Annotated in this window: 30 protein-coding genes; 6 read left to right on the top strand and 24 right to left on the bottom strand. The window is 31.3% G+C overall.

Annotation, left to right across the window (positions count from 1 at the left end; genetic code table 11):
* Nucleotides 1-62 precede the first annotated feature (62 nt).
* The 18 genes from B3040_RS10835 to B3040_RS10920 form a co-directional block, all read right to left on the bottom strand.
* The gene (locus tag B3040_RS10835; RefSeq protein ID WP_291573155.1) at nucleotides 63-905 is read right to left on the bottom strand and encodes an MBL fold metallo-hydrolase; all 843 of its coding nucleotides are present in this window, start codon (nucleotides 903-905) and stop codon (nucleotides 63-65) included.
* Nucleotides 906-1,024: 119 nt separating this feature from the next.
* Nucleotides 1,025-1,807 (bottom strand): phosphorylase, encoded by a 783-nt coding sequence (locus tag B3040_RS10840; RefSeq protein WP_291573157.1) that lies wholly within the window; start codon nucleotides 1,805-1,807, stop codon nucleotides 1,025-1,027.
* Between the two features lie 29 nt (nucleotides 1,808-1,836).
* Complete coding sequence (locus tag B3040_RS10845; RefSeq protein ID WP_291573159.1) at nucleotides 1,837-2,616, bottom strand: class I SAM-dependent methyltransferase; 780 nt, start codon at nucleotides 2,614-2,616, stop codon at nucleotides 1,837-1,839.
* Nucleotides 2,617-2,677: 61 nt separating this feature from the next.
* A complete protein-coding gene (locus tag B3040_RS10850) occupies nucleotides 2,678-3,169 on the bottom strand; it encodes a GNAT family N-acetyltransferase (protein ID WP_291573161.1) in 492 nt (163 codons plus the stop codon).
* A 101-nt stretch (nucleotides 3,170-3,270) separates the two neighbouring features.
* Entirely contained in the window at nucleotides 3,271-3,714 is a 444-nt protein-coding gene (locus B3040_RS10855; RefSeq protein WP_291573163.1) for a GNAT family N-acetyltransferase, read from the bottom strand.
* Between the two features lie 32 nt (nucleotides 3,715-3,746).
* Entirely contained in the window at nucleotides 3,747-4,253 is a 507-nt protein-coding gene (locus B3040_RS10860; protein ID WP_291573165.1) for a 2'-5' RNA ligase family protein, read from the bottom strand.
* A gap of 59 nt (nucleotides 4,254-4,312) precedes the next feature.
* Nucleotides 4,313-4,819, bottom strand: coding sequence for a GNAT family N-acetyltransferase (locus B3040_RS10865; protein WP_291573168.1), 507 nt, complete (start codon nucleotides 4,817-4,819; stop codon nucleotides 4,313-4,315).
* A gap of 25 nt (nucleotides 4,820-4,844) precedes the next feature.
* Nucleotides 4,845-5,006, bottom strand: a complete 162-nt coding sequence (locus B3040_RS10870; protein ID WP_291573170.1) for a hypothetical protein — start codon at nucleotides 5,004-5,006, stop codon at nucleotides 4,845-4,847.
* A gap of 141 nt (nucleotides 5,007-5,147) precedes the next feature.
* A complete protein-coding gene (locus B3040_RS10875; protein WP_291573172.1) occupies nucleotides 5,148-5,663 on the bottom strand; it encodes a GNAT family N-acetyltransferase in 516 nt (171 codons plus the stop codon).
* Between the two features lie 164 nt (nucleotides 5,664-5,827).
* On the bottom strand, nucleotides 5,828-6,286 hold the full coding sequence (locus tag B3040_RS10880) for a GNAT family N-acetyltransferase (protein WP_291573174.1): 459 nt from the start codon (nucleotides 6,284-6,286) through the stop codon (nucleotides 5,828-5,830).
* Between the two features lie 425 nt (nucleotides 6,287-6,711).
* Entirely contained in the window at nucleotides 6,712-7,284 is a 573-nt protein-coding gene (locus tag B3040_RS10885) for a 2'-5' RNA ligase family protein (protein WP_291573176.1), read from the bottom strand.
* Between the two features lie 90 nt (nucleotides 7,285-7,374).
* Nucleotides 7,375-7,767: a VOC family protein gene (locus tag B3040_RS10890; RefSeq protein ID WP_291573178.1), complete on the bottom strand. Its 393-nt coding sequence runs from the start codon at nucleotides 7,765-7,767 to the stop codon at nucleotides 7,375-7,377.
* Between the two features lie 224 nt (nucleotides 7,768-7,991).
* Nucleotides 7,992-8,645, bottom strand: a complete 654-nt coding sequence (locus B3040_RS10895) for a class I SAM-dependent methyltransferase (protein WP_291573180.1) — start codon at nucleotides 8,643-8,645, stop codon at nucleotides 7,992-7,994.
* Nucleotides 8,646-8,708: 63 nt separating this feature from the next.
* Nucleotides 8,709-9,353, bottom strand: a complete 645-nt coding sequence (locus B3040_RS10900; RefSeq protein WP_291573182.1) for a Type 1 glutamine amidotransferase-like domain-containing protein — start codon at nucleotides 9,351-9,353, stop codon at nucleotides 8,709-8,711.
* A 30-nt stretch (nucleotides 9,354-9,383) separates the two neighbouring features.
* Entirely contained in the window at nucleotides 9,384-10,079 is a 696-nt protein-coding gene (locus B3040_RS10905) for a 5'-methylthioadenosine/adenosylhomocysteine nucleosidase (protein WP_291573184.1), read from the bottom strand.
* Between the two features lie 131 nt (nucleotides 10,080-10,210).
* Nucleotides 10,211-11,002 (bottom strand): ABC transporter permease, encoded by a 792-nt coding sequence (locus B3040_RS10910; RefSeq protein ID WP_291573186.1) that lies wholly within the window; start codon nucleotides 11,000-11,002, stop codon nucleotides 10,211-10,213.
* The gene (locus B3040_RS10915) at nucleotides 10,992-11,684 is read right to left on the bottom strand and encodes an ABC transporter permease (RefSeq protein WP_291573188.1); all 693 of its coding nucleotides are present in this window, start codon (nucleotides 11,682-11,684) and stop codon (nucleotides 10,992-10,994) included. Before B3040_RS10915 ends, B3040_RS10910 begins: the two co-directional genes overlap by 11 nt.
* Nucleotides 11,685-11,772: 88 nt before the next feature.
* Nucleotides 11,773-12,777 carry an ABC transporter ATP-binding protein gene (locus B3040_RS10920; protein ID WP_291573191.1) on the bottom strand — a complete coding sequence of 335 codons (1,005 nt, stop codon included), beginning with the start codon at nucleotides 12,775-12,777 and terminating at the stop codon, nucleotides 11,773-11,775.
* A gap of 823 nt (nucleotides 12,778-13,600) precedes the next feature.
* Between B3040_RS10920 and B3040_RS10925 the strand changes: the two genes are divergently transcribed.
* From B3040_RS10925 to B3040_RS10940, 4 genes are all read left to right on the top strand, one after another.
* Entirely contained in the window at nucleotides 13,601-14,038 is a 438-nt protein-coding gene (locus tag B3040_RS10925) for a LytTR family DNA-binding domain-containing protein (protein WP_291573193.1), read from the top strand.
* A gap of 12 nt (nucleotides 14,039-14,050) precedes the next feature.
* Complete coding sequence (locus B3040_RS10930) at nucleotides 14,051-14,497, top strand: DUF3021 family protein (protein ID WP_291573195.1); 447 nt, start codon at nucleotides 14,051-14,053, stop codon at nucleotides 14,495-14,497.
* Between the two features lie 186 nt (nucleotides 14,498-14,683).
* Nucleotides 14,684-15,568, top strand: a complete 885-nt coding sequence (locus tag B3040_RS10935; protein WP_291573198.1) for an ABC transporter ATP-binding protein — start codon at nucleotides 14,684-14,686, stop codon at nucleotides 15,566-15,568.
* Complete coding sequence (locus B3040_RS10940; protein ID WP_291573200.1) at nucleotides 15,569-16,384, top strand: ABC transporter permease subunit; 816 nt, start codon at nucleotides 15,569-15,571, stop codon at nucleotides 16,382-16,384.
* Nucleotides 16,385-16,586: 202 nt separating this feature from the next.
* Here B3040_RS10940 and B3040_RS10945 read toward each other — a convergent pair whose 3' ends face one another.
* The 3 genes from B3040_RS10945 to B3040_RS10955 all read right to left on the bottom strand — a co-directional run bounded on the left by B3040_RS10945 (nucleotide 16,587) and on the right by B3040_RS10955 (nucleotide 18,693).
* Nucleotides 16,587-16,799: a DUF3006 domain-containing protein gene (locus B3040_RS10945; RefSeq protein WP_291573201.1), complete on the bottom strand. Its 213-nt coding sequence runs from the start codon at nucleotides 16,797-16,799 to the stop codon at nucleotides 16,587-16,589.
* Nucleotides 16,800-16,811: 12 nt separating this feature from the next.
* Entirely contained in the window at nucleotides 16,812-18,101 is a 1,290-nt protein-coding gene (locus tag B3040_RS10950; RefSeq protein ID WP_291573204.1) for a ComEC/Rec2 family competence protein, read from the bottom strand.
* A gap of 355 nt (nucleotides 18,102-18,456) precedes the next feature.
* Entirely contained in the window at nucleotides 18,457-18,693 is a 237-nt protein-coding gene (locus B3040_RS10955) for a hypothetical protein (protein ID WP_291573206.1), read from the bottom strand.
* A 454-nt stretch (nucleotides 18,694-19,147) separates the two neighbouring features.
* Here B3040_RS10955 and B3040_RS10960 point away from each other — a divergent pair, with 454 nt between their 5' ends.
* The gene (locus B3040_RS10960) at nucleotides 19,148-20,323 is read left to right on the top strand and encodes a MalY/PatB family protein (protein ID WP_291573207.1); all 1,176 of its coding nucleotides are present in this window, start codon (nucleotides 19,148-19,150) and stop codon (nucleotides 20,321-20,323) included.
* A 141-nt stretch (nucleotides 20,324-20,464) separates the two neighbouring features.
* Here B3040_RS10960 and B3040_RS10965 read toward each other — a convergent pair whose 3' ends face one another.
* Nucleotides 20,465-21,520, bottom strand: a complete 1,056-nt coding sequence (locus B3040_RS10965) for a S8 family peptidase (RefSeq protein WP_291573208.1) — start codon at nucleotides 21,518-21,520, stop codon at nucleotides 20,465-20,467.
* A gap of 411 nt (nucleotides 21,521-21,931) precedes the next feature.
* Here B3040_RS10965 and B3040_RS10970 point away from each other — a divergent pair, with 411 nt between their 5' ends.
* Complete coding sequence (locus tag B3040_RS10970) at nucleotides 21,932-22,939, top strand: hypothetical protein (RefSeq protein WP_291573209.1); 1,008 nt, start codon at nucleotides 21,932-21,934, stop codon at nucleotides 22,937-22,939.
* A 291-nt stretch (nucleotides 22,940-23,230) separates the two neighbouring features.
* Here B3040_RS10970 and B3040_RS10975 read toward each other — a convergent pair whose 3' ends face one another.
* Together B3040_RS10975 and B3040_RS10980 are read right to left on the bottom strand one after the other, a co-directional pair.
* Nucleotides 23,231-23,434: a hypothetical protein gene (locus tag B3040_RS10975; RefSeq protein WP_291573210.1), complete on the bottom strand. Its 204-nt coding sequence runs from the start codon at nucleotides 23,432-23,434 to the stop codon at nucleotides 23,231-23,233.
* Between the two features lie 68 nt (nucleotides 23,435-23,502).
* Nucleotides 23,503-23,994, bottom strand: a complete 492-nt coding sequence (locus B3040_RS10980; RefSeq protein ID WP_291573215.1) for an HD domain-containing protein — start codon at nucleotides 23,992-23,994, stop codon at nucleotides 23,503-23,505.
* Nucleotides 23,995-23,996: the final 2 nt, after the last annotated feature.

The following is a 23,996-nucleotide window of genomic DNA, read 5'->3' on the forward strand; positions in this document are numbered from 1 at the left end:
AACACTTTACTTCTTATATCTTAAGCATGAAAAACCTATCTCTGTGATTTTCATAAGGACTATTAAATCTCAATCTTCATCCCATCATAAGCAAATTTAATATTCTCATACTGTTTTTCTAGCCCCAAATAGTCGTCATAGGACTTGCCCCAATCCTCTCCTAGGTGAGTCATAATAACTTTTTTAATGTTATACTTCTGCTTTAATTCTTCTATTTCCTCCATTGTAAATAATTCTTCTCTAAGCAAATTGTCCTTTTTAAGTATGAATCCATCCTTAAGCGTTTCTCCAATAACTGTGTCTCCAATTATCATCACATCTGCATTTTCAAAAATGCTGTGTTCTAGGAAGGGCTTCACATCACATGGGGCATAAATAACCTTATTTCCATTTTGTTCAAAGATAAATACTGTAGCTGAGGTAGCTTTAATAAAAGTAATTTTTATATCCTTTATAGTAATGCTTTCTTCCACCACCTGTCTTTTTATTAAGTTTCTAGCCTTTTCATAGTAATCTAAGAAAGATCCATACTTAAAACCAATGGTGTTTATATCCTCCATTACATGTTTCATAGCTAGTACCTTTATTGGATCTGTGCATTCTCTTCCCTCTGAAATCTCTAGCCAATTTATGCGAAGCTGTTCAAAAACTCTCATTCCTAGAGTGTGGTCGGGATCTATATGGCTAAATAGCACTGTATCTATTTGCTTCACGTCACTATAATTAAGAGCATGAACAATATCCTCTGGGGTATCCACAACCAGCTTTAAATCTTCTAGGTATAAACTGCACCCAAATCTTGAATAAGGCTGCCCTTTTTCCCTTGCTTCTTTACATATATCACATTGACAAAGTGGTTTAGGTAGTGCAACACAGCCACCACTTCCTAGTATTGTAAACTTCATCTTTCTGTCCTCCAAACTGTAATAAAAATTAGACCTATATCTTTCTTTTCTGTTTCAAAAGCCATTGATAAAGCTCTGGTTCTTCATATGCTAATGTGCAAACTTCATGTCCACTATTTTTATAAACTCAATATTAATTTAGGAATTAAATTCTCCCTACTTTCATGAAATTTTTTAGTATCTTCATCGCTTCTTCCTACTAAGTGATTTTCTGTTGCTGAGTTATCCGAAACACATAAGATAGCAATTCCATCTTTGTTTATTATCTCCATACAGCGGTAAAATGCTGCCGTTTCCATTTCTATTGCTTCACTACCAAGTTCACGTATTTTATTTAAGTGCAGATACTCACAGAATATAGAATCTGTGCAATATACTATTTTCTCCTTCAATTCAACACCTATATTCTTAGCAATGTTCATTGCATTTTCTTTCACTTGTTCTTTTGGATATACAAACCTTTGAAAGTTGTTTGAATCTATATTTTCTTGTAAATATAGTGATGCCCCATCTCCAGCAATTGATTTTGATGGAGTAATAATATCCCCTAACCTCATATCTTCTTTTAAAGCTCCAACAGCTCTTACAAAAATAATTTTATTACATTTTGCATTTCCCAGAGTTAAGCAGCAATCAACTATTGTAGGTGCACCTGCTGAAGTTTGTATATAACCATATTTCTTGTTATCTACTTCTAAAACATATCCATTGTAATATGGTCCTTCTTTAACCAATTCAATTTTCACATTGTTATTCTTGAATATCTTTTCTGGCTTCCAAGATGGTGCTAAAATAATAGCTTCATACTCTTCATTCTCATCCAATCCATATATGTTGTTTAAAAAATCAGTACAACCACTATACTTTTCCATATTTAACTTAAGCTTATTATATAAATCCATTTTTATCCCCCTTAGTCCAATGACTTTGTTTAGCACTTCTTTAATTCGTATATTAACATCTTGGAATTTTCATCAGCAATTACGCTAAAATCATATGCTCCGTATACATTTTTTATTTCCAATCCAACTGAAGTAAATAATTTCCTTGCTTGATCATTAAATAAATATCCAAGTTTAAAATCATCTTCAATTTTATTAATCAAGTCTTCATCATGAAAAATCTTATAAATATACTTCATTGATATAACTTGCTCCTTCGCATCATGATCTTTTTGAATAGAGTATTTCTTAATTGTATACCCTAATTCTTCATCAAAGTATTCAAAATCAAGCCTTTCACTACTTACATTTAACTTATCTGGGTTAGGATTAAACTGATCTATAATTACTATACAGTCCTCACTCATATGCTTTTTAACACATTCTAAACATGCAATTCTCTGTTCTTCAGATATTAGAGAAAGAATTGCAAGTCCTGGGAAAATGATTAGGTCAAATTTTTGATTCAAATTAAAATCAGTCATATCTCCCTTTATAAGCTGTACATTGTTTTTATAGTTTAAATCTGTAGCTTTTAATTTTTCTTGTAGAATATCTAGCATTGATTTAGATAAATCTAGTCCAACTATACTTTCACATTTTGATGCTAAAGGTATTGTTACTCTCCCTGTTCCACACCCAATTTCTAAAACCTTAGTAAGCTTATTAACATATTTTTCATAGAAGTTCAAATCTATATCATATTTTTTTATTTCATTTCCCTTATCATAAAATCTTGCAGTATTTGAATAAATATTTTCTTTACTCATGTTTATCCCCATCTTTCTCCTATTAATATATCTTTATGAACTCACTCAAAGGTTAAAAACTTCATTTAACCTTTGAGTATAGTAGATTATCAAAATAAATCCCATTAAACTCCGTAATTTTTCTTAACAAGCCTTCTTTTTGAAATCCAGATTTTATAGCAACCTTTTCACTTGCCTTGTTTCTTGGATCCATACGAATTTCAAGCCTAATTAAACCAAGCTCCTCGAAAGCTATTTTTTCTAGCTCTTTTACTGCTTTAGAAGCAATTCCTTTATTAAAAAGCTTTCTATCTATAAAATAACCTATCTCCCCGATATGCGAACTTTCTTGAAATATTCTTATATTACAGCCTCCAGCAACCTCATTGTTATATATAATTGAGTAATTATATTCTAAGTTATTTTCTCTCTTATACTCTCTCCTTTTAATCCATTCTCTCTCCAAGTCAACGCTTTCAGGAATGGTAGCATGATAGTATTCAAATTTACCTTCTGTTAAGATTCTAAAATATGATTCTGCATCTTCTGTTATTGGATAACGTAATTCAATCATAAACCTCTCCCCATATGTTAAGTTTATTTTAATCTCCATTGTTTAAAATTCACACCTATTGAAAATATCCTAAAGTAACTACTTAAATTCTCATAGTTATATTAATACCTATAACTATAGATTATTTCATCCTTAACTTCTGGCTCCTCAGCTCCTATACTCCTGTATAGTGCACAGGCTGCTTCGTTACTTATATTTGTTGGAATCCATATTTTTATTACTTCCTGTAGCTTTCCATCTTCAATAATTTTTTCAATTATCCTTTTAGCAATTCCCATTTTTCTATAACACTTCAAGGTTCCTATTTCATACAAACAAATCATGTTTTTTGTAGTATCAAGTCGTCTTTGAACATAAGCTATAGCATAAGCTACTGGCTTATCATCTACTGTTGCAACATAAAACCAATTATCACTACTACTTAAAAACTTTTCTATAGCAGCTTCACTAAAAGAACATAAGTCTTCTTCACCTTTTACATTGCTAATTGCATCTTTAATATAACTTATTTCATCTATTCCGCATTTAAAAATCTTTTCAATCATTTTTCCCTCCCCAAAGCCATAAATAATTATTTTTAAAAACCATCAGCTAGCTTTTCTTCTACAATAAATCTAGTCGGCCAAAACTCATATAAACTAATGCTTTCAATATATCCTGAGAAAGAAGAAAAGTTTTGTGCTACTATGGGTATCGCCTTTTGTATAACCTCTGGTTTATCAATAATTATGGTAGCGTGAGGTGCCCAGTTTAAATCATTTGCATAACTACTATTAAAGTTTTCTTGTAAATTCAATAGCTCATGAGAAACTGACGGCGCGGCAAATAGCACTTCCATTCCAAATAAACCAATATGGTTAAGAGATACCTGTATCTTTGATGTATTACTGGCGACTTTCTTTAATAGCTCCTTTAATACATTTTCCTTTTCTAACTCAAAAGTTCCTAGAGTGATATGATAAGGTAGGTTAGGAGTTTGATTCCCTACAAAACCTGCTTCCAAAAGCTCCTTATATATCCTGCCTAATTTTTCTTCAGTTTCTTTATCAAACTGTGCCATTACACATAAAAACTTGTCTCTCATTGTCTTTTCCCTCTTTTCTATATATCTATTAAATTGGCATTAGTTGTTTAACAAGAAACTTATATAATGGCTTTTTCATATCTGTATTCAACTAATTTTTTACCTATAGTTATTTCCTTAACTGTCCCATCATGTTTAAAGCCAACTTTTTCATAGAATTTTCTTGCATTTATGTTTTCTTCAAGAACCCATAAAATAACTTTGCTAAAATTCCTTTTGCTTAATTCATTTATTCCCCAGTTAATTAATTCAGAACCAATCCCCATATTCCAATATTCTGGAAGTAAATATATACCCCATATTTCCCCACAAGTATCAGTTTTATCTGCATCTCTGCATTTTCCTATACATATAAGTCCAACTGCATCATTATCCTTAAATATAATCGCATCTTCTTCCCAGTTCTCTGTTAGTGCCTTTTCAAAGTATGCTTGTCTCTTTTCGACGGTAATATTCTTTAATATTTCATCTGGTACTATACCTTTGTATGCTACTTTCCATGACTTTGAATGAATTTCTCCCAAGGTTCTAGCATCCTTTATATTAGCGTAGCGAATTCTAAGCATAATATCTTCCCCTAATAAACTTATATTATTTATTTTGATTTCTTATAATTTCCTCAAGAGTGTTTACTCTTTCCTTTAAATCTTCAATTTCTTTTGTTAGGTTGAGTATCCTTCTAAGAAATCTACATAGCTCTAAAAATATAATTAATATTATTACTAATTGAATTCCAATAACTATACCTTCCACAATTATCCTCCCATATAACTTAACTTTTAGTTAAGTACTAAAATGTTGTAACTAGGAAGAAAGATTATAATACTATTACCTTATCAAAACACATCATTATTATTTTAGATGCAAAATTTCATGTTTTTTAAGAATATACTATTATTGATGTGCTATGATATATCTTAGTTCCTTAACTTCTTTGCCTCCCATGTTTGTTATTCTGAAAGTGTTATCATATTTGAAGCCTATTTTGTCATAGAAATTTCTGGCTCTTATATTTTCTTCTAATACCCAAAGTTCTATAGTAGTTAATCCTTCTTTCAGTATTTCGTTGATTCCCCACTCTATTAGTTCTTTAGAAATGCCGCTTCCCCAAAACTTGGGAAGCAAATAAACTCTCCAAATCTCTATACATGATTTTTCACTATTATCATCTCTAGGTTTTCCAAAAGATATTAGCCCTGCTGGTTCACTTTCATCAAAAGCAATAATAGTCTTAGGAGAACCCTCTGATAATTCACTAATAAACCTTTCTGTTCTTCTTTCAACAGAAAAAACGTCACTTAAAATATGGTCAGGAATAATATCTTTAAATCCTGCTTGTGCTGATTCAGAAAGAATTCTGCCCAAAGTAGCCGAATCATCTAAATTTGTATATCGGATTAATGTGCTCATGAAAATCCCCTCCCTCTGAACTTAATATTTCCTACTGTAAGGTAACCTACAGTTATCCTTAGAAATTACTATTATATCTAGGTTAATATAGTAGTTCTTGTGATAATTCGGCATATAACAAAATTATGAAGTAAAACTACATCAGATTATGCTCTTTACAGGAGTTAGAGGACCTTATACATTGATGTATAGCTTGATGCCCGAAATCCAAGATTCTCATATAATGGTTTTCCTTTTTCAGTCGCATTTAAATCAACTGCTGCAACGCCTAATAGCTTTGCTTCTGATAAAAGTTCAGTCATAACTTTCGTCGCAATTCCCCTTCCCCTATGTTGTGGGTATGTAAAAACATTGTATACCGTACCAACAAGATATGATGAAAACGCTATTATCGGAGGTCTTTCCACGATTGACATAAATGCAGTTGCTAATACTTCATTTTCATTTTCGGCAATGATAGCAATAAATCCCTTGTTAAGGTGTTGAGTAAAATATTCTTCTAACTTCGTTCTAATATCTTGCACTTCTTCCGAAGAATACACACCTTTTTCTGCAAACAGGTATTCCATACGAATCTTTATGAGGAGGTCAATATCCTCTTTAACAATTTTTCTTACTTTCACGTTTTTCACCACCTTATATTTATAATCTTCAATTCGCCCTTTTTTACGATTGTAGCTTACTTTATACTCTTTAATTTAGCTAATTACTCTCTTAATCTTTTATTTTCGTCTCTAAATTCTTCCCTCTCCCCATGTTGTTCCTTCAGAAATTATGTGGTATATTTCTTTAGCACAAATAATAGCTACATGTACCTCTAAATTAGGACCACATAATCCTGTAGCAGCAGATGTAACTAAAATGAATGATAGTTTATCAGTAAAAGTTTTAAACTTAGAAAGCTCATTTAAATATTCTAAAGCTTTCCCTTTTACAAATTACTGAGGTTTTGATTTACCTTCATTCATTTTTATACCCTCATATCTATTTTCAATTAACTTTAAAATTGCTTTGTTAACAGCTTAAGAGTATTATAAGGTAATCTATACTATTTCAAATTGAAGTCCATTATCTTTTCAAATACCATATCTTGGTTTGGAACCATATAAGAAACTCTATGACAAATAAATGAACCATGTATTGGATTTTTATTTAATTCTTCAGTTAAAGCTAATGTATCATCTTTACTTATAAATTCAGCAATTGTCATATGTGCTTTAAAAGGCCACTTTCTACTGTAAAACTCAATACTTTTAACACTTTCAATAATTTTATATAATTCTTCAAACTTTTCTTGTTCCTTAATCTCTAAAACCACACCATTTGCAACTGGAAGAAAGTTTATAAAGGGTCCATACTGGACTTTAAACTTATTAAAGTCTGCTAATTTCATTTTAATTTCATTTATTCCTTCAATTGTTAAGGGATTTTTAAGCGGCATTGTTAAGCTTATGTGAGCACAACATCCCTCTGCTGAAAAGCTATCATACTTTTGCCTTAATTGATTTACCATAGATAGGAGTGGCTCTGGTGGAATAAATAAAATAACTCCATATTTATATTCCCTTTCCCATTCATGCTCCCATAATTCCTCGTTAGCATATTGAGTTATTGCTTTCATACACTATCCCCTCCCAATTCAATGTAATAATTCTTAATTCCCTGATATTTCTCTCAATCTTCACCTAAAGTATTAACTTACTTGTCAACACTATCTTTGACAAAAACAGAAAGGATGCCCAGCAGGATCAATCATAACTGTCCAGTCATCTGAAAACTGAACAGATGCTACAGTAGCGCCACAGTTGATAGCGTGTTGGATAGCTTTTTTTATGTCTGATACAACAAAATCGAAATGAATACTTTTCTGCTGCTCATCAGAATTATCCGGCCAAACAGGAGGTTTATAGTCAGCTTCTTCTTGGAATATCAAGAAAGGAGTTATTCCTGTTTTGCTTACAGATATCCATTCTGGATCATCGTTATGCTTTTGCCACCCCAATAGCTTTGCATAGAAGTCAGCTAATGCGTTTGCATTTTGACAGTCAATTACTACCGAGAATATCCTAATGCTTAACTCTTTATCACTTTTTATTTCACTCATAATTTATCTTTAGTGAGAGAGTGTATAATAAGTACCAAACCTCACTAAAACTCACCTCTTTTCTATATCTAGTGCACATTCCTAGACACAGATTGATTTTATTTTCATTATACATAGACTACATATAATCTATGTGGTCTATGATTTATTGCTTGTGTATAACCTATTATTAACTATGTGTGTAATTCGTCATATGAGAATATTAACTGGTAACTTTATCCTATTTATATCTTTCTTGCTAATATTCCTGCTGTATGATGATAATGAGGTTTACCATGTCCATCATCTATAATATTTTCTTCAAAGTATTTAATTGTCTCCCAATCTTTAAACAGCATTCCTAATTCATTGTCCTTAAAACCAGTTACCCAGGTATCTATACTATCTGAATAATACGTATCCTCATTTCTTATTTCTGCAAGTTCATGTTGACGATTAAATGCATTATCGTGAATTGTGAATACTGTAATATACATATATCCACCATCTTGTACGTTATTTTTTAGTCTTTGAATAACCTGAATTGATGCTGCTTTATCTAAAAAGTTAAGTGCACCACCTGTAGAAAGAACTAAATCATATTTATTACTATCATAATAGTCAAATACTGAAATAACCTCTGTCTCAATGTTCAATCCAATACTTTCAGCATTTTTATTCAAAAGTTTTAAACCTTCTCTTGATATATCTATAGCCTTCACTCTTATTCCTTCTCTAGCAAGAAATATTGAATGTCTTCCATTACCTGCCCCCGCATCAAGACTTGTTTCGATTGGATATTTATTTACTATATTTGCAATTATTTCATCTGGTTTCTCTAAATACCCGTCAGTGTCTGAATAAATTTTATTCCAAACATTCATTTTAATATCACTCATAAATATCCCCTTCCAATTCAATGTAATACCTCTTAATTCTCAGTAACCTGCTATTTTAAAAACCTATACCACATTCTCACCATTTTCATATTTAAAATAAGTCCCATAAATGTCCATGTTATCATCTACAATTTTAATAAATGAATTATCATATAATCCATATATAGTTGTATATTGTGATGCTTCATAAACTTCTTTCATATGCTCTTCACTGGCAGAATCTAAGTGGGGTTCAACATTAATGTCTACAATTCCAATACCCTCATAAATAGCTAGTTCTGGAATGTTATCATTTATATCTCTTGCTAGCACTACTCTTTTAGCCATATTTATTGAACCAGCACTCATTCCAATAGTAATCCCTTCCCTTTTCTGCAAAGTAGGAATTAGATTGTATTCTTTCATGTGTTCAATTTGCTTTAATGTATTTCCACCTGAAAGCCAAATCACCTCAGCATTTTCTACATATTCAAGAGCTTTTTCTTTAGAAGTTCTATAGTCTATGGTGTTAACTTCATTGAAAGTAATACCATTTTCTCTAAACATGTTCAAAAACACCTGCCTATACTTATCAGTTTTTAAGTGTTCACCAAAGTCTGATGCAATAAATAACATAGATCCATTGTTATGATAATGTTCTTTTATACAATTAATAAAATCCTCAGGAAATCCATTTGGAAATCCACTAGATAAAATCGATACTCTCACTTCTCATTCCCCCTCATACTCTATAAGCCCTTATGATTGGTTAGATAGCTTTCTAATAAGCCCTTCCGCTACTTCAATTGAGTTTAGTGCTGCTAATTCCACATTACTTTTAAAGGACTCCGAACCATTTTCATCAGCATTATCTGACATAGAGCGAATAACTATAAAGGGGATTTTATTAACATAGCAGCTGTGAGCTACACTAGCACTTTCCATATCCACACATAAAGGGTTAAATCTTTCTATTAAATCTTCTCTTTCATTATGTGTAATAAAGGCTTCTCCAGTAATTATCCTTCCAATGTAGCATTTATTTTGAGGTTCTAATTCTTTGCTAACTTCTTTACATAATCCTAATAAATTTGCATCAGGTCTAAAATATATATCCTCCATCCAAGGATGGTACTCTGTTAAAATTCCACCTTTTACATCATGGTAAGCTATTTCATTTGAAATGACGGTATCTCCAATCTTAAGATTTTTATTTAAGGCACCAGCAACTCCAGTTAAAATAACCTGAGTAGCTCTAAAGCTATCAATTAAAATCTGTGTTGCAATAGCAGCATTTACTTTACAAACTCCACATAATACTGCTACTACTTCAACACCTTCATAAGTTCCTGAGTAAAACTTTAACATAGCCTTTTCACAAAGCTTTTTATCTTTAATTTTATCTATAAAAGGCTGTATTTCTTTTTCTGTAGGTCCAATTATTCCTATTCTCATTTTTCTCCCCCATGTATTAACTCCTATGCAATATAAACTTTTGGTAAGGATAGTTTCTATCTATAAGTAACTCATCCTCCACAAATCCAAATTTCTTATATAGTGCTCTTGGAGCCATTCCCTTCACTTTTTTAAAGTTTATTTATAATTAAGTTTCCTGACTCATATTTTTTAAGTCCTTTATAAAAGGCGGTATAAGCAATGATTATCCACATAACTGCTACGGCTAACACAGATAATAGCATTGGTAAACTAAAGTTGTTTATAATTCTAGCTGGCATATATACCATGAAAGCTGCTGGTATTAAGGTGTATAAAACATACCTAAGTCCACCTTTGAATATGCCTTCTGGATATATGGTAAAGCTTATTAGAAATTCAGTGGTAAGCTGTGCAATGCCTTCGGTGTTACCACTATAAAAACTTAAGGCATGTATGGTTACTAAAACTGAAGCAAAGATTAATGCACCTGTAATTATAAAGAGTAAAAATAACCCAAAGGCTTTAATATCAAAGCCCTTAATAAAGAAAAACAAAATAACTCCGTATAAGGTGTCTCCCCAAGCTGAAACAATAGTCTTCGAACAAAGAATATTTATTAAAGGATCCTTAGGTTGTAATAAATAGGTGTCTAACTCCCCATTTAAAATCATTCTAGTTATTTGATTTACATTTCCAAAAGTTATGAAGCAAAGTCCAAAACTTGCTGAAGATATTGCCCATAGCATCATTGCATCTGTAAAGCCATAACCCCCTATAGTATTTACATTGTTAAATAGTATCCACCAGAAAAATATGAAAGCAGAATTATTTAATGCCATTCCAAAGCACTGCATTAAAAAGCTCACCCTATACTCCATCACTGCGGATAAATTGAATTTAAAATAAAAACCCATGAGCTTTAAGCTCTTTTTAACCTCCATTAACATTTAAGTTCTTTGCCCCCTTTCTGTATAAAATCATAGCTAGTAAGAAAAATCCTATTAAATAAATTATTTGTATACCAAAACCCTTGTAAAATGCACTAAAGGAAAAGTCTACTGCAAGTTTTCCTGGCACATAAGTTACATAGGCAAAAGGTAAATACTGTGATATATTCTTAAGCCAATTAGGAAAAAGCTCTATTGGCATTAACATTCCGCCTAAGGTAAAAATAAGCTTGGAATAAATCCAAAAGAAAGCACTATTTTCTTCAAACCAAAAGGATGTTAGTGCTAGGGATATATAAATAAAGAAATTTATAAAGCAACCTACCATTAAGGATAGAAATATAAAAGGTAAGTGTGCAAAGTTGAACCCTTGCAAAGTTCCTACATAAATTAATCCTACCAAAATTCCTATAATTCCATTGGTCAAAAGCTTTACTCCTACTTCTCCAAGAAAATAAGAAAAACAATATAATACATAGTTATAGGGTTTATTTAAAAGGTAAGCTATATTACCACTCTTAACATCCTCATTTACTTGAAGGTGTACTTCTGTTCTTGAAAGAGTTATAAGTTCTGTAACAACTAAATACCAAATCATTTGATTTAAGGTAAGTCCTCCAACTAAAGCTCCCTTTTCACTGTAAATGGCTTTCCAAAGCATTAGGTATATAAACATAATAAAGATGAAAAATATATTCTTACCTAAGAAGTTTCAAAAATATACTAGGCTGTTTGCCATGGTGATTTTTGAAATTTGACCATATTTACGAATTAATTGCATAGTTCTCACCGCCCTTTTTTTGTGTGTAAATTAGTGAGATTACCTCCTCTAAGGGTGCTTCTGATATGGTGATATCATTAACCTTTCCACATTTTATAAGTGTTGTTAATACCTCATCTATATCCTGTTTTGTGGTATCAACTTGTACCTTTACTGCATTCCCTTTATGCTTTATTATATTTAAATTTGAATCCTGTAAATTTACTGAATCACTGTACTTAATGTGGATTTCCTTTTTATTTAGATAATCATACTTAAGACTTTTTATAGTTTCGTTTAACACCACTTCTCCATGATTTATTATGATAGCTCTTTTACATAGCTGCTCAATATCTCCAGCATCATGGGAAGTTAAGAAAATTGTAGTTTTCTCCTCTTTATTTAACTGTAAAATAAGCTCTCTAATTTTTTGCTTAACCACAACGTCTAATCCAATGGTTGGCTCATCCAAGAAGATTATTTCTGGTTCATGTAAAATTGAAGCTGCAATTTCACAGCGAATTCTTTGTCCTAAGGATAGTTTTCTAACAGGTACATCCATTAAATCTCCTATTTCAAAAACTTCCTTAAGCATTTCAATTCTCTTTTTAAGCTTCTCCTTATCCATTTCATAAATATTTCCCAGTAAATTAAAACTGTCTAGTGGAGGTAAGTGAAACCAAAGTTGTGATTTCTGACCAAATACTGTACCTATTTTATAGGACAATTCTCTTCTATCTTTAGCTGGATTTAATCCTAGAACCTCAATATTTCCTGAGGATGGATATAAAATCCCAGTCATCATTTTAATTGTTGTTGACTTTCCTGCTCCATTTGGTCCAATAAAAGCTAATATTTCTCCCTTTTCTACTTGAAAGGAAATATCCTTTACAGCTTTCACTTCCTTATAGGAAGGTGCAAACATTGATTTTATGCTTCCACTTAGCCCTGGTTCTTTTGTTTTTACCTTAAAAGTTTTGCATAGATTATTTACCTTGATGATGCTCATAAAAGCGCCCCCCTTTTTTAATTTGAATATTAATAATTAAGACTTTGTTTGTACATGAAATCTTTTAATAATTAATATCTTATTGCAATAAATTGTGCACTGATTTAATTGCAACTTTCATGATTACTATTTAGTCTTAAAAATTTGTAAAAAAATAAAGCCTAAAGTACAAATCTCATAAGTTGAGACTCGTCCTTTAGGCTTTTTTCCTAAAAGTGTAGATAAAATCCTGCATCGCTCGGACCAGACATGTTTCCATCGGAACCCTAGATGCACTCTCGTAGTAAGTTAATTATAGTATATTTAGAAACATTTGTAAATATAGTTTTTATAAAATTCTAAATAGTTATATATATTAAACACTTTTCTCATAGTTTTTAATTATATAACTCTATCTCTTTCATTCCTAATGATTATTAAAACCTGAGATATATAAGTAAAATTGAAATATTATCTTAAAGTTCGATGTGCATCTTAGTAGGTCTAAATTGCAACTTACTCCCCAGATTATTTACATAGCTTATTTATAGGTTTATATTAGTATTAAGATATGAGATTGAAAAAAATGGATTATAAATAAGATAGATGTTAATTTTTGAAACTTATATTTTTTTAAGATCATAAAAAAACTATTTATGTCTAGGCTCATATCTTATGATAGTCTTATAAAGATAAAACTACTCATATTTAAGTTTTGTGATGAAATGCAAGCTATAAGGCTTACTTTAAAGAATTGCTTAGCTTAAAAATTGTATTTATAAGACTATTTGCTTTTTAAAAATTTGTAACAAATAATAAAAGAAACTTTTTAGGAGGTGGTACTTTGAAAATAATCATTGATAGTTCTCCAGAAAATAAAGAAATAGAAATAATGATTAAGTGCACAGAAGTTAATGAAGAGATACAAAAAATTATTTCACTACTTAAGCAAAATGATGAGAAAATCATTGGTATTTTTAATGGTACTTCCTACCTCATTGAACCAAATGATATATATTACTTTGAAACTGTAGATAAAAAGACTTTTATTTACACAGAAGCACAAGTTTTAGAGACTCATTTAAGACTTTATGAAATAGAGGAAAAACTATCAAAGTTAGATTTCTTTAGAGCCAGTAAATCTACCATAATAAACACTTCTAAAATTAAAAAGCTTGCACCTAGATTTAATGGTAGGCTAGAGGCTCTACTGGAAAATGATGAAAAGCTTATTATTTCAAGACAGTATGTGCCAGTAATTAAGGAAATCTTAGGGATGTAAAGGAGTGATTGTATGAAAAAATCCATGAAATTGCTAATGCAATTTAAGTTTGTATGGGGACTTTTCTATGCTGCAGCTATTATAATTTATACTATTGTAAATATGCTCCTAGGGAACTCCTCTATGGAATTCATAGTGGTATGGCAATTGATGATTTTAACTATTGTGCTAGTGCTGATTCAGTATTTAATTTTCGGTGAATTCACTTTAAATAATGTTTCTATGAAGGGAAAGTTCCTAATTCATTTTATACTCTGCTATGCAATAATACTATTGTTTTTAAATATGTTTCAGTGGATAAATGTACAAAACATCTCTTCCTTAGGACTTTACACTGGAGGCTACACACTTTTTTACCTTGGAATACTTAATTCACTTCACATATATTATAAACTAACAGGAGAAGAGCTGAATAGTAAGCTTGCAATGTATAAACAAAGTAAAAATTTAAAAAAATAAGATATTTTTAACTAAAGCTATACTTTAATGTACAGATTACCAAAGTGCAAATGCATTTTATCATAACCATAAAGCCATAAGGGAACCAAGGTAGGCTCTATGTAAAAGTTAAGTCTTGGCTTTAGTTCTCAAAAAATATAGTAATAATGAAAATAATCATAGTTCTCATAGTATGGAGGGATTATTATGAATGTTATAGAAATTAAAAATTTAACTAAAACCTACGGAAAAAGCCGTGGTATAGATGGAGTTACCCTATCTATAAAACAGGGTGAAATTTACGGATTTATTGGTCCTAATGGAGCTGGTAAGTCGACCACTATAAAGGTGCTTTTAAACCTAATCTTTCCTAATAGTGGAGAAGCTAAAATCTTTGGCTTAGACTGTGTTACGAATACAACTAAAATTAAAGAAGATTTAGGCTATGTACCAAGTGAGGTTAGATATTATGATGATGTAAAGGTTGGGGAAATAATTAACTATGCCAAAACCTTTAAGAAAAACATTGATGAAGAATATGTGGATCACTTAATTAAAACCTTTGATGTGGATTTAAATAAAAAGATTTTTGAATTATCCCTAGGAAATAAAAAGAAAGTAGCACTAATTCAAGCTTTTATCCATAAGCCTAAACTTTTAATTTTAGACGAGCCTACTAACGGACTTGATCCATTAATTCAACAAAAGCTATTCACTGAGCTGATAGACCTTAAAAATTCAGGTTCAACTATTTTCTTATCTAGTCACAACTTAACGGAAGTAGAAGAGTTTTGTGACAGGGTAGCCATAATAAAAGAGGGTAAAATCATTGAAGTTAAAAATATTGAAGAGTTTGCAAATAAAAAGGTTAAAAGAATCACCCTAAAGCTTTCTCAAAATCTTTCTGAAGAAGTTAAAACTCTAGGTGGAGAAATTCTTGAATTTAAAGATAATGTAATGGTCTTTAATTACAATGGGAACATTACTAAGCTTCTTTCCCTTTTAGTTAAATATCCTGTGGAAGATCTAATCATTGAGGAAAAGAAACTTTCAGAAGTATTTATGGCTTATTATGAAATGGAGGGGAAATAAATGAATATGTTTAAAATGGACCTAAAAAGAGGCTTAAAACCTTTAGCCATATGGAGCATTGTTTGTGTTCTACTAATTATCTTGTTTATGTCCATGTTCCCTTCAATGAAAGATAGTGGCATGCAAGAGCTTGTTAACACTAAAATGGATGCCATGCCTAAAGCCCTTCTTGAAGCTTTTAACTTAGAGAATATGCCTGATTTTTCAAAGCTTAACGAGTATTTTGCTTATGTATTTCAATATATAGTAATTGCTGGTTCTATCTATGGTGGTATTTTAGGCTCTAAAGCCTTAATCAAGGAAGAAAGCGAAGGAACAATTGAATTTCTTTACGCTCAACCCGTGAGTAGAACTAAAATTGTTACTATGAAAATCTTATCTTCTGTGGTTATATTCTATTTATTTGTAATGGTAATGGCTCTTGCTTCAATAGGAATTTCTCTACTTGTGAAACCAGAGGATTTAAAAGTAATAGATTTAGTAATGGATATGAAGCTTTTATTTGGTGGTTTCTTCTTAATAGGTTTAGTATTTATGTCTATAGGTTTTTTAATATCAGTGGTAATAAATAACTTAAGACTAGCAATGCCAATATCTACTGGAATATTTTTTACTACTTATCTACTTGGAACCTTCTCTGGTATGATAGGTAACTTAGAATTCTTAAAATACTTTTCTCCATTCCACTATGCAGTGCCATCGGAGTTGCTTAAAAACGGTTTTCAAACTTCAAATATAGCAATATCTATAGTTATTATAATAGTAACTATTGCTTCAACTTACTTTATTTATAGAAAAAAAGACTTTATAATTTAACACAACTTTTATAAACTCAAGTCTATGGACTTCAATATGTGACAATCTAAAACTGCATCCAAAGTTGTTAGCTATATGCAGTTTATTGCTATTTTGATATGGAATTTAAAGCCCTATAAGTTTTAGTTACTTATAGGGCCTTTTATATTATTATTTTTTTATTTTTTCATTACATTATAATTAGCTTGAAAACTTGTAGGAATTAGCTCCACATATCCTTTGTTAGTTCTTCGATTTCTTTTATTCTTTTTTCCGTTTCCTTTTGATTTATATTATATGTGTTGCCTTGCTTTTCAATTATATCCCCTTCATGAGGCTTTCCAACAATAAGGTTTCTTGCAATATTATGCATGTTTCCTTCTTGATCTTCGCAAACTGCAAAGTTACCTTCAAATCTATCTATTATAAACTTCATAATATCCTCCTTTTAACTTACACATTTGTCACAAGGATCTGATTTTGGGTTAGAAGAAAATGCTCCTTCATTTATGGTCTTACTCCTTGATAAAGTTGAACAGTTTTTATCATAGTGATAGGATTTGCCATTTGGTGTCCAATACACTATTCTATTTGAACTTGATGATACTGAAGCAGGAGTAGTTATACTGCTCTCCGCCTTTGAGCTTGGTGCTGTGTCTGAGGTACTTTGTTGCTGGCTGCTAGCCACTGCACTATCTTCCTTTTCTTCATAAGAGCTCTTATCACTTGAACCAGTTGAATTTCCAAAACCATTGTAAGTTCCTGGCTTAGTATTAAACGTTACTGCATTCCCATCACTAGTTGCAACTATAGTGCCACTCTCATCAGTTCTATATACTGGTATACCTTTGCCTTTTAACCTATCTAAAATATTTTGCTTTGGATGTCCGTAGGAGTTATCTTTTCCTACAGAAATCACAGCATACTTAGGATTTATTTTGTTTAAAAATTCTGAAGTTGTAGAACTATTACTTCCATGGTGCCCAATCTTTAAAACTGTAGAAGACACATCAAAGCCCTTAGCTATTATTTCCTTTTCAGGCACATCTTCTGCATCTCCTGTTAAAAGAAAAGAAGTATTTCCAAAGGCTATTTTAACCACTATTGAGTAATTATTTAAATCCTCATAGCTTGAGCCATTTGGGGATAAAATTGTTACAGTTGCGTCTCCTAATTTAAAGCTTTCTCCTGGCTTAGGAGCTGTAAAACTTAGCCCCTTGTTTTTTGCCGCATTAACAACATCTGTAAAGGTTTTAGTATTTGAAGTTACCTTTGGCATATATAACTTTCCAACCTTGAAGGAGTTTATAACGTAATCCAGTCCTCCAATATGATCCTCATGAGGATGAGTTCCAATTAAAAAATCAACATTTTTTATTCCTTGCTTTTGTAAATAATCCTTAACTAGGTTTCCATCGTCATTATTTCCTGCATCTACAACCAAAACCTTATCGCCTTGTTGAATTAATATGGAGTCCGCTTGCCCTACATCAATAAAGTGGACCTTTAGCTCACCCTTTACTGCTGTACTTCCATTTGCTGAAGCTGGGTTGGTTACACTATTACTATCACCTTCAGGTGCATTGTTTTCATTTTTACTATCTCCCTGAGTTTGTACGGCATCTCCTGTTTTATTCTTTGTTGTTCCACCATTAGCACACCCACTAAAGCCAAATAATGCGATAATTAAAAAGGCAATAAGAGTAATACTACTTATGTTTTCTCTTAACTTATTCATCTAAAATCCCTCCTACATTTATTATTTCTACAACCTATGGTTCTATCCTTTAGGTAATTTTTTGAAAATCTTGCTATATTAAAAATCATAATAATTATTCTAGGAGGTAAGGAACATAATATCTTACTTAGCCCATATCCCTCTCCACAATCATAAATACGTTACTACCTATTAAAGGTGCTAAAAGTATAACAAAAACCAGGTATGGTTGTCCACACCTGGCCCAAAAGAATCTATCTAACTATCATGCACCTTAAAAATTATAGGAAAGTGCATATATAACCGCCTATAATAACTACTATATTTTTATAAACACATGTCCTATAAATATACTAACTTTTTCTTTTCTAAACTTCTACCACCAACATCCGCAACCCAAGCCACCGAATAAGAAGAATAATAAGAAAAGTAAACCTAAGTCTTCAAATCCTGTGTTACAATTATTACCACATTGTGGGCTCACTCCTGAATATCCTGGATTGTAATTATTGAAACTAGCAGTATTAAATCCTTCATTACTACTGAATCTTCTTAGTAATTCTCTTCCTTCTGGAGAGCTTAGCAGATTTTTCAAAGCTTGTGCTTCTGTCATTCTAATCACCCCTAATAAATTTTAAGTAAAAGCGGTCATTAAAACAAAGCAACATTACTTTATTTCATAGTAACCAACCTTTACTTAAGTAAAGATAATACTGCCTAATATTATACTATGTAGCTTGTACACTTTTGTTAATAAAATATAAGAATGTTTCACAGGAAACATATGGAAATTATTCCATATAAATCAACCACATTTTATTTTTTCATTAGAAACCATTAGTAAAATTTTGGTATAATAATTATATATGTACTTAAAGTTTAACTTTAACTTATGTGCAAGTCTAACTTGCTTCTCTTTAAGATTCTAGTGATAAATACATAAACTAGCCCTTAATTAAGGGAATCATGCCTTTTCGTAATTACGAATTAATTTAGTACTATTTCAACTTGTACATTAAAATTTTATGTTAATATGCTGGAAATTTATATTTAGAAAGGAGTCTATAATGAAGTATAATTTCGATTCTTTTATAAACAGAAGGGGTACTAACTCTTTAAAGTGGGATTATATTAATTCTATATTTAATAAGGAAGATTTAATTCCCCTTTGGGTAGCAGATATGGATTTTAAGTGCGCTGAACCTATAACAAAAGCCATTGAAGAAAGGGTAAAGCATGGTATTTTTGGATACACTGGAAAACCAGAATCCTATTATAATTCAATAATTAGCTGGATGAAAAAAAGACATGGTTGGGAGATAAAAAAACCTTGGATTTCTCATAGTCCTGGTATTGTGCCTGCAATAAATATGTGTGTGCTTGCATATTCAAATCCTGGTGATAGAATTTTAGTTCAATGCCCAGTTTATTATCCTTTCTTTTCTGCCATTGAAAATCATGGAAGAGTATTGGTAAATAGCTCTCTAAAATTAGTTAACGAGAAGTATTACATGGACTTTAAAGATCTTGAAGACAAATTTAAAACTGGAATTAAACTTATGATTTTATGCAATCCTCATAACCCGGTTGGTAGAGTATGGTCTCTAGAAGAACTTAAACTTTTAGGAGATTTGTGTGTAAAATATGATGTCACTATTATTTCTGATGAAATACACTCAGACTTAATTTACCCTTTTTACAAGCACATTTCAATTGCATCAATTTCAGAAGAATTGGCGCTTAAAACTGTTACTTGTACAGCTCCTAGTAAAACCTTTAATATAGCTGGCCTTGCTACCGCTACTCTAATAATTCCAAATCAGGAGCTATTAAATAAATATAATACAGTGCTTAATAATCTCGGAATATCTATGTGTAATACTTTTGGAGTAACAGCCCTTGAGGCTGCTTATACCTATGGTGAAGATTGGCTTGAAGAGCTACTCATTTATCTACAAGGCAACATGAGCTTTTTAGACCACTTTCTTAAAACGCGCATTCCAAAAATCAAATTGATTCCTCCTGAGGGAACCTATCTTGCATGGCTAGATTGCAGAGATTTGAATCTTAATGATGAAGAACTTAAGAACTTTATGATTAGTAAGGCTGGGGTTGGATTAAATAATGGACTTGAATTTGGGTGTGGTGGCGAAGGCTTTCAAAGAATGAATGTGGCTTGTTCTAGAAGAATTTTAGAGAAAGCTTTAATTAAAATAGAACAAGCAGTAAATAATATGGATTAATACGTTTACATTTACGCCTTCTAGTGTCTTATAAAATGTTAGTCAATCTAAATTAACCATATTTAAATAGAGTATATTATAGATGCACAGGAGTATGTTTCTCCTTTGCATCTTATTTTTAATCTATTAAAAGCACACTCTTTAAAAACTTCCTCCTCTCTTTATTAATGTCTCAACCACTCTTTCTAGATTTAATAATCCATAGCCCAAATAGTCATCTCTACCTTTTTCACCTAAATCTGTAGATGTACTTTTAAGAATTTCTTCTATTTCTTCTGGCTGAAGTTTAGGATTAATCCCCTTCATTAACCCTACAGCAGCTGAAACCATAGGTGCAGAGTAGGATGTGCCACTATCTACAACCCTTTCACTATCTCCACTAAAAACTAAAAGTTTATCTCCTGGAGCAACCAGGTCAAGTTCCCTTCCAAAGGCTGAACCACCTTTTTCTCCCCAAAGTGCTCTATTATTGTTTATATCTGTTGAACCCACTGCTATAACATTTTTTAGCTTAGCACTATAATTAGTAATTTCCTTATTGTCATTGCCTGCTACAGTTACAAAGGTTATGCCATAAGAAGCTGCTCTATTAATAGCTGCCTCCAGTTCTCTTTTAAGCTTTTTTACTTCTTCATTATCTTCATGTTTAAAAGTTATAACACTGCTAAAATTAATTGCTGCTATGTTTAACTTTTCCTCTAAAACATAATGGTCAATTATATCATTAATGGCATAAGTTAGCCTTGTTACATCAGATTCTCCACTAGCCTCAGATATTTTGTATTGTATAGTCATTATGGGTTGAGACAAGCTATATGCTTCATTATTATTAATTCCCAAATCATAAATTATCTCATCACAAACAAACTGAACTTCTGTACCATGATTAATTCCTACCTGGTAGCTAGTCCACGGATTTTTATGATACTCTCCCCAAGCGGGTACACATCTAGTACCATACACATATTTTCCTTCATTTTGCCTTTTATATTTATAATCAATGCCTGAATCTAATATGACAATATAAGAGCTTTCAAGCTTCCTATTCTTTAATAACTTAGCAGCCTGAGCAGTCTTTATTTTATTCTTATAATACAAATTATCCCTTAAGGAACTTGTTTTATAGCCAGACATAGTAGCTGTAACCATCATAGCAATTATAAGCAACATTAGCTTTTTATTTATAACACCACCCAATTGCAAACCCCTTTCAAAATGAACTTTAATCAAATATACTTTACTTTTATTAAGTATCTTTGACATTTCTAAGAATTCCTAAACGAATTTGTCTTAGTCTTTTAGAGTAAGTTTTATGTTACCAAGTCTTCTGTAAGTGATGAAAGACATACTTCTGTAAAAGTCAAAATATCCATTTACTTACCAATACTAAGTATATTATTTCATATGGGGAAAAATTATAGATTAGCTTTTTTCTTTTATTTTTAAAGTTAAAATCCTCCCTAGAAATCTTCTTGGTTTTCCCATAAGTTCTTATAAACCTATAGAATTAACCTAAAAAACTTTCTAGATTTATACTGCATAACAGTTTCTTTGAAGCATTCATAAGCATAGTATATAAGTACAGTATGTTTTGGGAGGTTTTTATTGTTGGCAACAAGCAATAAGAATAATTTATCTAAATGCTCTAGTTTTTCAACATCTTCAAATACTGATATAAACTACAAGGAAAAATTCAATTGTAATTTAGATTGTAAGCGGATAGATGTTAGTGGTACATGGATTACTGGTTGGAAAGGAGCTCCAGTTAAAATGTACTTGTTACAAGAAGGTAATTTGGTTACTGGTACTTATGAGTTCAATAATGGAAAAGTATTAGGAGTTTTAAATGGCAATATTTTAGAAGGGGCTTGGGTTGAGCTGGATAGTGTAGGCAATTTTCGCTTTGCCTTCTTTGATAATGGTATTCGCTTTGAAGGCAATTGGGGTTATGGTAAAGATGCAACAGGAGGAGGAATTTGGTACGGTAGGAAAATTCAAGAGGAAGCCTTTGATATAACAGGAGTTTGGGATAGTAATTATAGCAGAATGTATCTTGAACAAAGAGATAATACAGTTGTAGGGAAATATGATAAAAATAATGGACGTATGGAAGGGGTTTTAGAAGGTAATATTTTAACTGGCAATTGGTTCGAAAGTAGGTTCAAAATTGGCTCCTTTGACACCGCTGGGAGATTTAGGCTTACTTTCAACACTCTCAATACCTTTACTGGAAGTCGAGGGTCTAAGGATAGCATAAATAATGAAGGTCCTTGGACAGGAAAAAAGATAGGTACTTTAAGTTCCTTTGCCAGTGAAGAAATCACTATAGATACTACTGGAACTTGGAATACAAACTTTAATACAATGTACCTGAGGCAAACAGGCTTCAACGTCAGTGGAGAGTTTGAATTTAATAATGGAAAACTACTAGGTGTTATTTACGGAGATACAATGACAGGAAACTGGTACCAAGATATTGACAATGATGGTATCTATAATATCATTGGCACTTTTATATTTGTTTTCTCTAGGGACAATACTTCCTTCAAAGGAACTTGGGGATATGGTGAAAGCCCTTCTGATGGTGGTCTATGGAATGGTGTTAGAGTAGCTTAAGTGTAGTAAATATTTAGTGTCTTTTAAAAGTTACCTATTTTATAAAAAGCTACCCAATTTCTATGATGAAAAAACATGTCAAGCTCTGAAACCCGCATAAATACTGTATATTCTTATCTTTATATAAATTCATAAAGATTTATTCCTGTATTCATAACCCTTTATAGTTTCTATTTTTCACTAAAAAGACCTTTAGCCAGAGGCTTAAGGTCTTTCTACTAATATATTAACTATTATCTAATTTAATTTTAATACATTTCTTGGCTTAAAAACTTCCTGTTCTATTGCCACTTACTTTTGTAAGTAAGCCTTTGCAGCCTCTATAAATTCTTCTTGTGTATCTTTTACAACAAAATCATCTCCGAAGAAACCATAAGCTTTATCTTTATATCTCCAGCATTCAGCTATACATGTAGTTTTTAATTCACTTGCTGGAATAACCTTTTTAAGTTCCTCTATATTTACATTAGAACATCTTTCGCATATGTAAATCATTGTTTTCTTCCCTTCCTTTTTAAAATTCAACCTTATTATATCACAAAAATAAAGTTGAATTTAATGGTCTAAAGATATATTTCACAAGCAATTCTCTTTCCTGTAGCTGTTTTAAAATTGTTCTCAATTGCTACCTTTAGCTTTTCTTTATCACTTCTTACAGGTCTTGTTTCTAAATTCACTAAAAGATCTGCTTCCCACTGAATTTGAAAATCAACACCATCTATTTTTGAAAATGTGTGATGGTTTCCAACTACATAAGAAATTCTATCTATTTTTTCTTTTGGGTATCCTATTGTCTCTAGAATTTCCTTTGAAACTCTAGCTCCTTCTTTTTCTTGATAAGGCGCCGCATCAGAGCCATGAATTTTAACTGCATCAATTGCTCCAATATCATGAAGTATAGCAATCATTGCTATTTGCTCTCTTTCTTCCTGTGGAACCTGTTCACCCTCCATGATTTCCTCTGCATATTTAAGCACATTTAAAGTGTGTTCAATCCACCAAGTATTTTCTTTAAATACTTCCTTCATTGCTTTAATTGCTCTTTCTATAAACATCT

This window comes from Clostridium sp. UBA4548, assembly GCF_002387895.1.
Classification (GTDB): Bacteria; Bacillota; Clostridia; order Clostridiales; family Clostridiaceae; genus Clostridium_J.